This is a genomic window from Ensifer adhaerens, assembly GCF_020035535.1.
In the GTDB taxonomy this organism is placed as follows: Bacteria; Pseudomonadota; Alphaproteobacteria; order Rhizobiales; family Rhizobiaceae; genus Ensifer.
In genome coordinates this window covers 1,967,542-1,982,357 of the sequence record NZ_CP083350.1, presented here as the reverse complement: position 1 = coordinate 1,982,357, position 14,816 = coordinate 1,967,542, and the positions used below count along the sequence as shown (strand labels likewise).

Annotated in this window: 12 protein-coding genes; 8 read left to right on the top strand and 4 right to left on the bottom strand. The window is 57.0% G+C overall.

The features are described from left to right. Positions 1-25 precede the first annotated feature (25 nt). Together LAC81_RS29325 and LAC81_RS29320 are read right to left on the bottom strand one after the other, a co-directional pair. A complete protein-coding gene (locus tag LAC81_RS29325) occupies positions 26-1,540 on the bottom strand; it encodes a malonate--CoA ligase (RefSeq protein ID WP_223728187.1) in 1,515 nt (504 codons plus the stop codon). Then, positions 1,537-2,940 (bottom strand): malonyl-CoA decarboxylase, encoded by a 1,404-nt coding sequence (locus LAC81_RS29320; protein WP_223728186.1) that lies wholly within the window; start codon positions 2,938-2,940, stop codon positions 1,537-1,539. Before LAC81_RS29320 ends, LAC81_RS29325 begins: the two co-directional genes overlap by 4 nt. Positions 2,941-3,114: 174 nt before the next feature. Between LAC81_RS29320 and LAC81_RS29315 the strand changes: the two genes are divergently transcribed. The 8 genes from LAC81_RS29315 (at position 3,115) to LAC81_RS29280 (ending at position 11,604) form a co-directional block, all read left to right on the top strand. Then, positions 3,115-3,801 (top strand): GntR family transcriptional regulator, encoded by a 687-nt coding sequence (locus LAC81_RS29315; protein ID WP_223728185.1) that lies wholly within the window; start codon positions 3,115-3,117, stop codon positions 3,799-3,801. A 299-nt stretch (positions 3,802-4,100) separates the two neighbouring features. Further along, complete coding sequence (gene wrbA, locus LAC81_RS29310; protein WP_223728184.1) at positions 4,101-4,727, top strand: NAD(P)H:quinone oxidoreductase; 627 nt, start codon at positions 4,101-4,103, stop codon at positions 4,725-4,727. Positions 4,728-4,814: 87 nt separating this feature from the next. Further along, positions 4,815-5,837 carry an LLM class flavin-dependent oxidoreductase gene (locus LAC81_RS29305; RefSeq protein ID WP_223728183.1) on the top strand — a complete coding sequence of 341 codons (1,023 nt, stop codon included), beginning with the start codon at positions 4,815-4,817 and terminating at the stop codon, positions 5,835-5,837. Positions 5,838-5,883: 46 nt separating this feature from the next. Beyond that, positions 5,884-6,270, top strand: a complete 387-nt coding sequence (locus LAC81_RS29300) for an acyl-CoA thioesterase (protein WP_223730352.1) — start codon at positions 5,884-5,886, stop codon at positions 6,268-6,270. A gap of 182 nt (positions 6,271-6,452) precedes the next feature. After that, complete coding sequence (locus tag LAC81_RS29295) at positions 6,453-7,364, top strand: pirin family protein (protein ID WP_223728182.1); 912 nt, start codon at positions 6,453-6,455, stop codon at positions 7,362-7,364. Between the two features lie 463 nt (positions 7,365-7,827). Next, positions 7,828-9,036, top strand: a complete 1,209-nt coding sequence (locus LAC81_RS29290) for an adenylate/guanylate cyclase domain-containing protein (RefSeq protein WP_223728181.1) — start codon at positions 7,828-7,830, stop codon at positions 9,034-9,036. A 343-nt stretch (positions 9,037-9,379) separates the two neighbouring features. Beyond that, positions 9,380-10,195: a carbon-nitrogen hydrolase family protein gene (locus LAC81_RS29285; protein ID WP_223728180.1), complete on the top strand. Its 816-nt coding sequence runs from the start codon at positions 9,380-9,382 to the stop codon at positions 10,193-10,195. 56 nt (positions 10,196-10,251) lie between these two features. After that, positions 10,252-11,604, top strand: a complete 1,353-nt coding sequence (locus LAC81_RS29280; protein WP_223728179.1) for an APC family permease — start codon at positions 10,252-10,254, stop codon at positions 11,602-11,604. A gap of 278 nt (positions 11,605-11,882) precedes the next feature. On the opposite strand, the gene LAC81_RS29275 is transcribed toward LAC81_RS29280, so the two are convergent. Then, the gene (locus LAC81_RS29275) at positions 11,883-13,289 is read right to left on the bottom strand and encodes an amidase (RefSeq protein WP_223728178.1); all 1,407 of its coding nucleotides are present in this window, start codon (positions 13,287-13,289) and stop codon (positions 11,883-11,885) included. A gap of 309 nt (positions 13,290-13,598) precedes the next feature. Then, positions 13,599-14,552, bottom strand: coding sequence for a VOC family protein (locus tag LAC81_RS29270; RefSeq protein WP_223728177.1), 954 nt, complete (start codon positions 14,550-14,552; stop codon positions 13,599-13,601). Between the last annotated feature and the right edge of the window lie 264 nt (positions 14,553-14,816).

The window sequence follows — 14,816 nt, the reverse complement described above, 5'->3', positions numbered from 1 at the left end:
GCGAGAGACGGAGCTCCGCGGCCGGTCAGGCGTTCGTGTAAATCCCTGCGTATTGCTCACGCAGCACGTTCTTCTGGACTTTGCCCATCGTATTTCGCGGTAGATCATCGGCAAAGATCACGCGCTTCGGCTGTTTATAGCGAGCAAGTCGATTCTGTAGGGCCGCCAGTACATCTTCTTCGCCGAGAGTGGCGCCCGGTTTGCGCACGATTATCGCCGTTACGCCTTCACCAAAATCGGGATGGGGAACGCCGAACACGGCACTTTCGAAGACACCTTCGAGCTGGTCGATCTCGCCTTCCACCTCTTTAGGATAGATGTTGTATCCCCCGGAAATCACGAGGTCCTTTCCACGGCCAACAATGCTCAGATAGCCAGCGTCGTCGAATTTCCCCAGATCACCACTGATGAAGAAGCCGTCCTTCGTGAATTCTGCGGCAGTCTTTTCTGGCATTCGCCAATATCCGCGGAAGACGTTCGGCCCCTTGATCTCGATCATGCCGGTTTCGCCCGGTGGCAGAGACGCTCCGGTGGCGGTGTCCGTGACACGCACCGTCACACCCGGCAGCGGAAGGCCAACTGTTCCGGCGATCCGCTCGCCGTCGTAAGGGTTGGACGTATTCATGTTGGTCTCGGTCATGCCGTAGCGCTCCAGAATGGAGTGACCGGTGCGCCTTTTGAATTCGGCATGGGTCTCAGCCAAGAGCGGCGCGGACCCGGAGATGAAGAGACGCATTGAGGCAACCGCGCTCTTGTCCAAGCCCGGATTCTGCAGCAGGCGCGTATAGAACGTCGGGACACCCATGAGTAAGGTGGACTGTCCCATTAGCGCGAGCACCTCGTCCGGATCAAATTTCGGTAGCAGGAACATGGAGGCTCCGGCCAACAGGGTGACATTCGCTGCGACAAACAACCCGTGTGTGTGGAAAATCGGCAAGGCGTGGATCAATCGATCATCCGCGGTGATCCGCCAGTTGTCGCGAAGGCTCATCGCATTGGAAAGCAGATTACCATGGGAGAGCATCGCCCCCTTTGAACGACCCGTCGTTCCTGACGTGTAGAGAATGGCTGCCAGATCGTCCCCAGATCGGTTAGCGTCATCAAACTCTGGAGGCTCGTCTTGTGCGAGCTCGGTCAGCGAGCCCGTGCCGTCCGGATCAAGCGTTTCCACGAAAGCGCCGGACGCCTCCGCGATCTTTCCGATGATTCCCCGGGCAGCCGACGAAACGACGATCAGCTTCGGCTCTGCGTCGCCCAGAAAATATTCGATTTCGGCTGCGGTATACGCCGTATTGAGCGGCAGATAGATAGCTCCACAGCGCACGCATCCGAGATAGAGCATCAGCGCTTCGGCACACTTCTCCACCTGCACCGCCACCCGGTCGCCGGGTCTGACACCCAATGTAGTCAGGGCGTTGGCCAATCTCCCGGAGAATTCGAGCATATCGTTGTACGTCCATTCGCGCCCACCGTTAAGCTGGATGAATGTAGCGTCGCCGCGAGCGGCCGCTCGGATGGCATCGAACAGATGATTGCTCACAGGTTGTTCTCCTTATGTCGTTGATTAAGCTTTGGCGCTATCCGACGCAGCTGCCCGCCCGCCGTTGCGCCTACCTCTCGCCGGCCCAGCGCCTCTACGGCATCCGAAGCGGCGACCTCTCCACGCTGGGCCAGTGCCTCGTGGTTGGCTTCGATGTCCTCCAGCCGATACAAGTAGTTGACCATCAGGCCGTGTGCTTGGCGCATCGCCTTCGCCGAGCGATCACCAAGAAAATTTAGCCGCTCAAGGCGCGCGCCGTTGCCCAGGTGGAAGCGTGCGACTGGATCGACTGGACGTCCCGCGGAAGTTCGCTCGGCCAGGAAAAAACGGGCTGCGACTGGCATCAATGTCGCTTGAAGTTTTGCGGCCTTTGCCTCGTCTGTGAACCAAAGCGGGTCATCGAGTGTGACAAGAGCCTCGCGTTCGGACTGACTGAGAGCGGAACCCGATGCGCGGGCTTTGTGGAGCCAGGCAGCAAAGCCCGGGACGGGAGACAGCGTGACGAAGTTCCTGAGGCCAGGAAAGTCTCGACGCAGATCCTCGACGACTTGTTTGATCAGGAAGTTGCCGAACGAAATCCCCCGCAATCCATCTTGGCAATTAGAGATCGAGTAGAAAACTGCCGTCGTCGCATCCTCGGCGTTGATGGACACCCGGTGCTCGTCCAGCACTTCATCGATTTCATTCGGTATGGAGCGAGTGAGTGCCACTTCCACGAAAACGAGCGGCTCATCCGTCAGGCTGGGATGGAAGAATGCAAAACAACGGCGATCCTGAGGGGCGAGGCGCCGTCGCAATTCGTCCCAACTGCCTATCTCATGGACGGCCTCGTACCTGATAATCTTTTCAAGGATGTGAGCTGCGGTCGACCAATCAATCGGACGCAATGTGAGAAAGCCGCGATTGAACCAGGAACTGAAGAGGTGGGCAAAATCGGCATCAACGGCTTTCAATTCCTCTGAGCTGTCTCGCGAAGCCAGGAGCCTTTCTCGCATCTTCACCAACGCACCCGTTCCGTTGGGCGCCAGGTTCAACCGACGCAACAATTCCTGACGACGGGGCTCGGATGCCTTGTGCAAATTGGTGATCGCCGCGGCGCTCTTCCCGGAGCGATAATCGTCAATCGCCTTGTCGAGTTTGATTTCTTCGGGCCCGAAGGCCCGGTAGAGCATCGAAAGGAACGAGAGCTCGCCCTTTTCATCCATTTCGGACCAACGCTGCAATATCTCCGCCGCGATCGCCATTCCAGACGCCTCTCCGCGACTAGACAGCAGCATTTCGCAGAGCGCTTCCATACCCGGTCGCACGGCTGCCTCTTCCGAGCGCGAGCTCGCAAGCAATCGGCGACCGCGGTCGGTGATGCTCTGCACCATGTCGCTGAAGAACGAAGTTCCGGACACACCACTTCTCCCAATCAGTTGCCGGTCCGCAGTCGCAGTGATCCGCGCCCTAAAGCAGGCGGAGCTATTCTCACAGATTTCGAAATACGGTATGCATTGTGTATCAGCGTTCTTGTGGACGAAGTCAATAATCTTGTATGCAAAAAATAGAAGCTTGCATTTTAAGGGTGGGAAATGGCGAAAAATGTAGTTCAGAGGCTGCGCGACGAAATCGAGGACGCAATCCTCTCAAATGAGTTCGCTCCAGCAGAGCGGCTCGATGAAATGGCCTTGGCGAAACGCTTCGGAGTTTCAAGAACGCCGGTGCGTGAAGCACTGATGCAGCTCAATGCGATCGGACTCGTCGAGATCCGCCCGCGCCGTGGGGCCATTGTTGTAGATCCGGGACCATCCCGGATATACGAGATGTTCGAAGTCATGGCCGAGTTAGAGGGCCTTGCCGGTTCACTAGCAGCGCGCCGACTAACCGACCCAGCGCGGGCGGCAATTCTTGCCGCGCACGACAAGTGCGAGCGTTCGGCGAATGCAGGCGACAGCGACGCTTACTATTACGACAACGAACAGTTCCATAAGGCGATCTACACTGCAAGCCAAAGCGGCTACCTGCTTGAGCAGTGCACCGCCTTGCGTCGTCGGCTTCGCCCCTACCGACGACTGCAACTGCGTGTTCGAAATCGCATCCCCACATCCTTTTCCGAGCATCGCGCTATCGTGGATTCGATCCTTGCAGGCGACGCTGATAAGGCGCGAATCCTTTTGCAGGAGCACGTTGCCATCCAAGGTGTTCGGTTCAGCGATCTGGTCGCGAGCATGGCGAACAACTCGGGTCGCAGCGCAGAAAATTCCCAGTCCGGCGAATGAGTTAGATCCACACTGCGGGCGAATTTTGATCGCCTGCAGTGTCGAGCACTTCGGATAAAATGCGCTCGACAATCTTCCGGTCCGAGCAGCGCTAGCTGGCGATAACGGTCGCGCCTGAACTGATCTCGGGATGGCCGGGATGATCGGGGCTCCACCGGTCAAGATCCCACTCCTGCCATCGATCTCGGTGGCGATTGTCCTTCAAAACAGGAACCTGAGTTCGGGCTCTGCCGCCTAGTGTGAAGAAGAGGGCTGAGACTAAGTGCGGTGACACATAGTTCCGATTTCAGGAGGCATTTATGACCGCACCCAAAATTCTGATCGTCTTCTATTCCCGAAATGGTTCCACCGAAGCATTGGCCAAGGCAATTGCCGAAGGCGCCGAAAATGCAGGTGGCGAAGTGAGACTGCGACGCGCCCGGGAAATCGTGTCCGCCGAAGTCATGGCCAAGGCGCCGGGCTGGACAGAGAAGGCGACCGAAATGAACGAGCGTTACCCGATGCCCACCGAAGAAGATGCAGAATGGGCAGACGCGATCATCTTCGGCACACCGACGCGGTTCGGCTCAGTCACGTCTGAACTCAAAGCTTACATTGATGGCTTGGGTGGCCTGTGGTTTGCCGGAAAGCTGAACGGCAAAGTGGGCTCCGTGTTCGGGTCGACGTCTTCGACCCACGGCGGCAATGAATCGACACTTCTGTCGCTGTACAATCCCATGGCTCACCTCGGCTTGATCATTGTCCCCCTGGGCTACGCCGACAAGGCGCTGTTCGAGGCAGGTACACCGTATGGAGCCACGCACGTGTCCATCCACGATACCGTTTCACCGAACGCCAAAGAACTCGAAGTCGCACGCTTCCAGGGTCGGCGCGTTGCGTCTGTGGCGCAGCGCCTCACCACGGGTGCCGAGGCGTTCTTCAATTAACACACAGACAAGTGCGGGCAGCGATGGCTGGCCGCACTTTTGCTTGCCACTCCGCGGAAATGGCTGCGGCATCCAGGAGCCATGCATATGAAAAAGATCGGCTTTCTTTCCTTCGGGCACTGGACGCCTTCGGCTGGGTCTGCAACCCGCACCGCAAGCGACGCGCTGCTGCAGTCAATCGATCTCGCCATAGCGGCTGAGGAGTTGGGTGCTGACGGAGCATACTTCCGCGTCCACCATTTTGCACGGCAACTCGGTTCACCGTTTCCACTCCTTGCGGCTGTCGGTGCCAGAACAAAACGCATCGAAATCGGTACTGCAGTTATCGACATGCGGTACGAAAATCCGCTGTACATGGCAGAAGATTCCGGTGCTGCCGATCTGATTAGCGGTGGCCGGCTTCAACTCGGGATCAGCCGCGGCTCCCCCGAACAAGTGGTCGACGGTTGGCGATACTTCGGTTTCACGCCGGAGAAAGACGGCTCGGAAGAAGCAATGGCGCGCCGACACGCGGAGGTCTTCCTGAGCGCGTTGCAGGGCAACGGCTTCGCGACGCCGAACCCGTATCCCATGTTCCCGAATCCTCCTGGACTGCTTCGAATAGAACCGCATTCCGAAACCCTCAAGGAGCGCATCTGGTGGGGTTCTAGTTCGAATGCGACCGCCGTTTGGGCTGCCAAGCTTGGAATGCACCTTCAGAGTTCGACTCTCAAGACGGATGAAAACGGGCGCCCATTTCACGTGCAGCAGGCTGAGCAAATCCGAGTATTTCGCGAGGCATGGAAAGCAGCGGGGCATGAACGTGAGGCTCGTGTCTCTGTTAGCAGAAGCATCTTTCCTCTTATAACGGAGCGCGACCGCTCCTACTTCGGAAGGCAGTCGGACTCCGAAGACTCGATCGGCTTCATCGATGAGCAGACCCGAGCGATTTTCGGGCGAAGCTATACCGCAGCGCCTGACCTCCTCATAAAGCAGCTGGAGGCCGATGAGGCGCTTCGGGAGGCCGATACCATACTACTGACAGTCCCCAACCAACTCGGGGTGGACTACAACGCGCACGTCATCGAATCCATCCTAAAACATGTCGCCCCCGGCTTGGGTTGGCGCTGAGGGCAATGGCCACTCCCGGCCCTGAAAAACCAGAATGGGAACCCGTATGACTGGTAGTCCGAGCCCCAGGGGTGAATTGACCTTGCGCACGCTCGCCATGCCTGGGGATGCCAATCCCGCTGGCGACATCTTCGGCGGTTGGGTGATGGCACAGATGGACCTCGCGAGCGGTATCCGAGCAGCTGAACAAGCACGCGGCCGCGTCGTCACGGTGGCCGTCAAGGAAATGGCATTCGTGTCGCCTGTGAAAATCGGCGATACATTGTCGATCTACACCGAAATCGAATCCATCGGGCGGACGTCCATCACGCTTCACATCGAAGCCTGGGCGCATCGCTCACGCTATAATGAGCAGGAAAAGGTCACAGCGGCCACCTTCGTTATGGTGGCGCTCGACGAAACGGGCAATCCGAAGCCCGTCCCCAACGCCTAGGGTATTTCTCCCGCGGTCAGGACACGCTTCCCGTTTTCCGGCTGCTCGGTGCTCTCCCTGTCACATCGCCTCACCGGGGCTCCAATCTTCCATCGCAGAAAAGCGGACGGTGTTTCCTTAAGTGCGGATCTTAACGCGCGCAGGGTGTCCCTTTATGTCTTGCGAGAAAGGTAGGTGCACAAATGTCGATACGACCCATTAAGCACGAAAGTAGGGCTGTCCCAACGGTGGAAGGCGCCGGAGTGAAGCTCCATCGCGTCTTCGGCTTTGACGATCCGTCGATGACGGATCCGTTCTTGATGATGGACGACTTCCGCAATGACAATCCTTCGGAATACCTCCAAGGGTTTCCTTGGCATCCGCACCGTGGCATCGAAACAATCACCTACGTGCTCGCCGGAACCGTCGAGCACGGCGACAGCTTGGGAAATCGCGGACTACTCGGAGCTGGTGACATCCAATGGATGACCGCTGGAAGTGGTATCATGCACCAGGAAATGCCGAAGGGCGACTTTGCTGGACGCATGCACGGGTTTCAGCTGTGGGCGAATCTCCCCTCGTCCCTGAAGATGACCGCCCCGCGTTACCAGGATGTAAAATCGGGCGATATCCCGATCGTAGTCGATGACGACGGCACTGTGGTGCGTGTGATCTGCGGTAACTTCTGGGGCAAGGCCGGTCCGGTAGACGGGATCGCCGCCGAACCGGTGTATCTTGACGTCTCCGTTCCCCCCGGGAGAAAGAAGCGTTTGCCTGTAGACACCTACCGGAACGCTTTCGCTTACATTTTTGCAGGCTCCGGCACTTTCCGCGACGCGTCCAAACCTTTTGGGGTCCGGGTCGAGAAGGAAGTCGATGGAGAAGAACTTAACATCCGCGACATGTCCGGCAACCGCACGCTGGTCGTTTTCGACAGTGGCGATGAGGTAACGGTCCAGGCGGGTGACCAGGGCATACGGTTTCTTCTGGTCTCTGGAAAACCGATCGAGGAACCAGTGGCCTGGCATGGACCGATCGTCATGAACTCCCAGGAGGAGATAAGAACGGCGATACGCGAACTGAGAAACGGGACGTTTATCAAGCCCGCACACTAGCGCCTTTAGACGCTGGATCGTTCGATGTGCCCGAGCGCGTTTCACAATGCTCGGGCACATTCCGTGTTGCACAGGGCCCACTTTGAGAATCCGACGTTGATGCCGAACGCCGTGTGCTCGTGCAGGATCTCCATCACGCCCGCATAAGTCTACTAGCGCCCTCAATCCTGCTGTAGTTCGCAATGAAGTGCTCCGCCGTCGTCGGCATGGTCTTTCCTTTACGTACTGAACACTTCTGAGCGGAAGCAGGACAAAACCTAGGGAAGGGCTTGAAATCCAGACAGCGCCGAGCCTTGTATTCTGAAACCGGAAAACCCGGACAATCGGAGCTTCCAAGACCTTTGTCCGTCACTTCGAAGTCGGGTAAAAACCTCACGGGAGGTGACAACAAGCAATGTGCGTCAGATAGCGCGTGCTAATTATGGCAGTACATTGAGACCGGCTGGCTAGTGGTTTTCAAGCAATGGAAGAAACACGGTTTTACAACGAGGCTGGATCGCCCAGCAATCAGCACTCAGTGGTGCATTGGCTATTGCACGAAACACAGAATGAGCGGTTCCTTGATGATATTCTTGTGCAACTATGCCAGCGGTTAAACGCGGCAGGCGTGCCTGTGGCTCGCTCAACGATGCATTTCCGGACACTCCATCCTCAGTGGCTGGGCGCAAGGATCCTGTGGCGGAAGGGGATGGTACACGCCAGGTTCAACAGTATCGCACATGGTGTAGAAGCTACGCGGCAGTTTCAACTGAGTCCTTTGAACACGCTTTACGAGGGGGCGAGCGAAATCCGCAAGGTGCTCGCGAACTTAGATGCTTCGAACACCTCTGATGTGTTTTTCAGCGAACTCAGGAGGGATGGACTTACGGATTATATCGCATGGCCTTTGTCCTTCACGCTTGGGACTCGGCACATCGTAACCTTCGCAACAGCCAGTCGAAGTGGCTTCGAAGATCGTCACATCAAAACACTAAGCGAACTCGTCCCTATCCTGACGTTGGTCAGTGAGATCCGTTTGAAAAACGTGCTGGCTCGCACGTTGCTCGAGACCTACGTCGGCACCCATGCCAGCGAGCAAATCTTGGCTGGAGCTACCACCAGGGGAAGCGGAAGCACGGTGCGCGCGGCGATCATGATTTGTGATTTGCGGGAGTTTACCGCGATTTCCGACAGTCTGCCCCGCGACGACGTCATCGAGGTGCTGAACGGCTTTTTCGATGCCATCGGTGGCCCGGTCGAGCGCAACGACGGGGAGATCCTGAAATTCATGGGCGATGGCCTGCTCGCCATCTTTCCTCTCGAGAACGCCCGTGCCTCGGACGCACTGCTTGAGACGATAAAGGAAGGGCGGCGGGAAATGGCCCGCTTCAACGAGGAGAACATGTCCAAGGGCCGTCCGACGCTAAGATATGGCACCGGGATTCACGTCGGCGACGTCATGTATGGAAACATAGGTTCCCGCAAACGCCTTGATTTCACCGCCATCGGTCCGGCTGTCAACATTGCGGCGCGTCTGGAAAACCTGACAAAGCGTGTCGGGCGTTCGGTGCTGGTCTCCCGCGATTTCGTGGCTCTCGCTGGTAATCAAGCGGAATTGGAGTGCATTGGTTCCTTCGACTTACGAGGTCTTGAGGACACAATCGACGTCTATGCGCTGCCAGACCCGGAGTGATCAGCATTGGCGGCCGCAGGTGCTCGGTTCATCGTCCGTATTATTGAGACCCTGAATCCTTATTTTGGTGCCTAGTGCTGTCTGGCATTCCCATAGTAGCGTCCGCGAATATTCAACGTTGATAGCGTCGAGGTCATGCGCCAGGGGAGTGGAGCACCGATCAGACTTTGAAGGCAGCCCGCGCGCGACAGGATCAAGCGGTCGTAGATCGGAATGCCTGAACGATAGCAGTTATTCTCTGTGGCTTGTGGATGTGTCCCGCTCACCGCGTGCGAGAATGCTTGTTTGTGCGGTTCGCTCCCATTGGCAAAGGCTGCCCTTCCGCTCATCAGAGGAGGACTCTATGCAGCTTGAACTTGCACAAATTCCGGTCCAGGACGGATCCGTCGATGTCAACCTTGATCGAATCCTGAAGGCGATCGCGGATTCCAAACCGGACACCGAACTGCTGCTGTTCCCCGAGGCGGCGTTGACCGGCTTCCCTACGCCCAAGACCGTTAAGGACGTGGCCGAGGCATTGGACGGAAGTGCGATGTCTCGAGTGCGCGACGCTGCACGCGCGAAGTCTGTCGGAGTAGCGATGGGGCTCGCAGAAAACGACGGCGGACGCTTCTTCAACACCACCGTTCTGATCGACTCCAGCGGCGAAACCAAGCTCACCTATCGGAAGACTCACATGTGGCCCGCAGAGGTCGATATGTTTGAGCCAGGCAACAGGTTCGACATTTGCGAATACAATGGCATGAAGGTGGGAATCCTTATCTGCTACGACATTGAATTCCCCGAAACTGGTCGTTCGGTCGCAAGTCTCGGGGCCGATCTGCTTCTGGTAACCGCCGCCAACATGGACCCCTACGGCCCTGTTCACCGACGCGCGGTCGTGGCGCGCGCCATGGAGAACCAGGTTTTTGCGGCTTACGTCAATCGCACCGGTAGGGCGAACTCTCAACTAAACTTTGTTGGTGAATCAGCCGTCATTAACCCGTTCGGCGACGTCATCTGTGAAACCGGCCTCGCCCCCACGTTACTGTCCGCTTCGGTGGATCTTGCTGGCATCGAGGATGCACGGCGAAATTATAGCTACCTCAAGGATGCGAGGATTAGCCTTGATCTCTCGGACGTGTCCGAGGACCAGATGAGCCGGACTATCCGGAACTGAATAGCTTGGCCGATGCCAAGCACTGCATTCACACCTTAAATCTCAGGAGATATTCCATGGATGATACGTCCACCTCTGGGCGGGCAGAGGCGCAGCCTATTCGCTTGAAACGGACTTTGGGGCTAACGTCACTGCTGCTATTCGGGCTTTCATACATGGGCCCGATCGTCGTCTATCCAACTTATGGTGTGTTGGCGACAGTCAGTCAGGATACAATCGCCCTTTCTTATCTCATCGCCCTTGGTGCGATCTGTTTTACGGCCCTGAGCTACGGATATTTTGCTAAGCGGCTTCCTGTGGCCGGATCGGCATACACCTACACACGCCGAAGCTTTGGAAGCTATGCTGGATTCATGGTCGGCTGGGCTTTGCTTCTAGACTACTTCTTTCTGCCCATGGTTATCGCGTTGACGGGCACGGTAACTCTCGGCGCAGTCTTTCCGGATGTTCCCAGTTGGGTTTGGGTCGTGGGGTTTGTAGCCCTGATCACGGCTTTGAACATCCTGGGCATCGAAATGGCGAACCGTCTGAACATTATCCTGATGGTAGCGCAGCTCGCAATTGGTGGGCTTTTTATTCTTCTCTGCTGCCATTATGTTATCGGAGCATCGGGTCCAGCAGGACTGCTTTCGGTCGAACCGTTCTTCAAGAGCGGCGTTCCACTCTCCGCGACCATGGCTGGCGCTGCGATCGCAGCCTACTCGTTCCTTGGCTTTGATGCCGTCGCCACTTTGACTGAGGAAACGATAGACCCGACCCGTAATGTACCGCGTGCCATCCTACTTACCGCATTGATCGGTGGGTCGATTTTCGTCGTGTCCGCCTATGCCACTCAGCTCGCACATCCCGGGCTGCTTTTCGACCAACCGGAATCTGCCGCTTTCGAAATCGCCAAGAAGATCGGTGGCGACGTATTTGTGGGTATATTCCTGACGGGCTTGGTCATTTCCCAGACAGCATCGGGCATCGCCGCGCAGGCCAGCGTCGCACGGCTTATGTACGCAATGGGTCGGGATGGCGTTCTACCGACGAAGGTGTTCAGCTATCTGCATCCGAAGTTCAAGACACCGACGATCAATGTCTTGATCTCGGGTGCGGTCAGCCTTCTCGCTGTGAAGCTCGATATCGCGACCTCAACCTCCTTCATTAACTTCGGTGCGTTCCTCGCGTTCACAGCAGTCAATCTTAGCGTGATCCGCCAGTTTCAGCTCAGCGGCGATAAAACCACGATCGGGCCTATCCGAGGCGTGTTGCTGCCTCTTCTGGGCGCGATCACCATGGTCTGGCTGCTCGCGAGCCTGGACAAAACCGCAGTCGCCATGGGCGCCGCCTGGTTTGTACTCGGGCTATTCTACCTGACTTGGCTGACCGACGGCTTCCGAAGGGTTCCTCCCGAAGTGACGCTCTGAGCATCCGTCACTTAACTCGCCGGGGTCCGTACGACAGTACGTTCCCCGGCGCTCTTTTTTCGAAGGACGGCCGAAGCACGGCAGCTACATCGCGTCAAAGCAGTGTTTCGCTTTCGTTAACGCAATTCCGGGCTCAGCAAATGCGCATTACCATCCTGGTGATCTTATCCTCGATCATACTAATTTCTTTGTTTTTTTTGGTGAGCGTCACAGCCAACGCGGGCACGACATCGCTGACTACGAAGTGCCGAAGCAGGGACTGCCACGCTGCTAGATCGCTAGCTCACTTTTATTGAATGGTTGGGCCCACCTACTGCTGTCGCACCTAGAACCGTCTCAAGAGCCGCTGCGATTTCAATAAGGCGATGGTCACTGCCCGCTGCCATCGTCAATTGGATACCGACTGGCATTTCATGCCGATCAAAACCCGCCCGAATGACCGCTGCGGGTAGTCCGCTCAGGCTCTGAGGCGCGATGTATCCCATGATCGCCGATCTCAATTCAACGCTTTTGCCATCATGGATTACTGTATCAGTGCCAATCTTGACCGCGCTAACGGCGGACACTGGCGACAAGAGCACGTCGCCCTCCGCGAACACGGAAACAAACTGGGCTGTGAAAGCCGCCCTTCGCTGCGCCGCTTCGATGTACTCTCGCAGACCATACTGGGCAGCCAGTTCTATTCGCTTGCAAACATCCGGGCTGTACTCCGCAGCCCGCTGCGGATAATGGCCGAGAACGACTTCATGCCTTAACCTCGCTTCTGCGTTGAGGGTCGGCGCCAGAATGCCATAGGGATCCGGCCGCTCGGTGTCCGACCAGCGCTTGTCTATAATCCTCGCGCCATGCTGTGAGAGCGCGCCGCATGCTTCCGCAAACACCCGCGAGATGTCTTCGGTCAACGCAACGGGATGAAGGTCGTCAATCACAAGAATTCGCAGACCATTCAGAATCTTGGGATTTACTTCTTGCTCTCGAACTCCAGAACCGTAGGTGCCATCGAGCACCGCCATGGCCAAGGACAGATCTTCAGCGGTTCGCGCCATGGGACCGACATGATCCAGAGACGAGGCCAACGCGAATGCCCCTTCCATTGGCACACGGTTCCGGGTCGGTTTAATTCCAGCTGTGCCGCAGAAGGCTGACGGGATCCGAATGGAACCACCTGTATCCGAGCCCAACGCCAAAGGAACGAGATCAACCGCCAGAGCCGCAGCCGACCCCCCGCTGGATCCACCAGGGACACGCGTTAGATCCCAGGGGTTGCGCGTGGGTCCGTGAAGAGCGCTCGTCGTTGTAAGGCCCCATCCAAATTCATGCGTGGCCGACTTTCCAACTAGAATTGCACCCGCATTTCGCAACCGTCCGACGGCCTCCGCATCCTCACGCGGTACATGGCCGCGGTAAAGCACGGACCCATATGTTGTTTCAACGTTAGCGGTGTCCAAGAGGTCCTTGGCTACGAACGGAATGCCATCCAATGGCAACGCGTCGCCTCGCCTGTAGCGCTTTTCCGATGCTTTCGCTTCCTGCCTGGCACGTTCGATACAGAGCGCGGTCAATGCATTGATGCGAGAATTGAGACTGTCGATGCGGGCCACCGAGTTCTCTAGAACTTCCACCGGCGACATCGTGCCAGATCGGAAATTCGCGAGAATGCTCGCAATTGTAAGGTTGTCGTTCATCTATGGGATCTCCGGATCGCAATCATAAGATAATGTTGGTGGGGGCCATCTAGGTGCCGTGTGCCAGCGAGGGCATTTCTCCGCCTATTTCACCTAGTTGCCGCTGATCTGGGCCAGCTTCATCAGGCCCTTCTGCGGGAGCAGCGCGGAAATGCTGGGGCCGGGCTACGCTTGGCGGGACGAATTAGTTCGATGTCACGAAGGAAGATAATGCCTTTGCCGAAGGGGCCGAAGGCGAAAGCCTGCGCCGTGTTCATCGCGCCGACTGGCTATCCCGTCGAAGTAGCCAACCGGCGGCTTCTATTTTGATTAATGGACAATCGGCTCGAGCTTGCCGATCATTTCATCTCGTCGATCGATAAGCTGGGGTGGGAACTTCAGTTCTTGCCCAAGTGTCGCGGCGGGTTCGTCTTTCAGCCAGCCTTGCTCTTGAGTGACTGCAGCCTCAAAAAGCGCGCCTGACGGCGTGCGGACGTAGACTGAGTTGAAGTAGTTCCGGTCTTTGACTTCCGAAACATCCGTGTACCCCAAACCTTCCAAGTGCAACTTGAGGTCCAGCTGCACTGGCGCTGTCGGCAAATCGAACGCAATGTGATGAACCGTTCCACGGGACCAAGTCCAACTTCCCTGCGGCCGATCCTCCTCGTGAAGGACCTCCAGAAGAGGAGATCCGACACCACCGCCCATCGCAAACTGCGCATTCCTCCCATCTTTTCCCTGGTTGACGAAACCAAGTCCCTCGCTAAGGAAGTCGGAAAATGGAGAAAGATCTCTGGTCGATATGGTAACAGACCGCATCCCCTGAATGGCCGCTTCGACGGGAACGCCGCCCTGGGCCCAGCCGCTTCGTGTATCACCCGCCATCTCGATGATTTCGTATGCGATGCCGCACGGGTGATTGAAGCAAAGCCGCCTAGCGCCGAGGCGATTTTCGACACGGGTATTGTAGCCGAAATTCTGAAGACGCTGCTCCCAGAACGAAAAGCTTCCCTCCGGAACACTCAGACTGAGAATGCAGACCTGGCCCGACCCAACGCCGCCGGAAGTCTTCCAGTCCATCGGGAAAGTGGTGACAAGCGAGCCTTCCTGTCCGGAAGCGTTGCCGTAGTAGAGATGGTAAAACGGTTCGCGACCATCAAACAGAACGGTTTTCTTGATCATTCGGAGACCAAGCACCTTAACATGGAAATCATAATCCTCCTGAGCCGAGCCAACACACATGGTAATGTGGTGGTAGCCGCGAACTGGTGAACCCTGAAACATTTGCTTCTCCTCTCTGGAACTCAACGGATTTACAACACGGCCGGGCCTGCGACGTCCGTTGAGATCTGGTGAGGCTAGAGACGCGCTCAGCGCCCGCCAAGCCGGGCAGCTTGGAACGCTTCGTCCAAAAAAATTGGACGACAAATCGTGCTGTCATCCTTCCTGAATGGAGCGGACCCATGCGGGTCAAAAGGAGACACCGAATGGGGGACGACCAGTCAAGGTGCCCAGATCAAGGAGGAGCTCAAGCCCCAAGAGCGATCA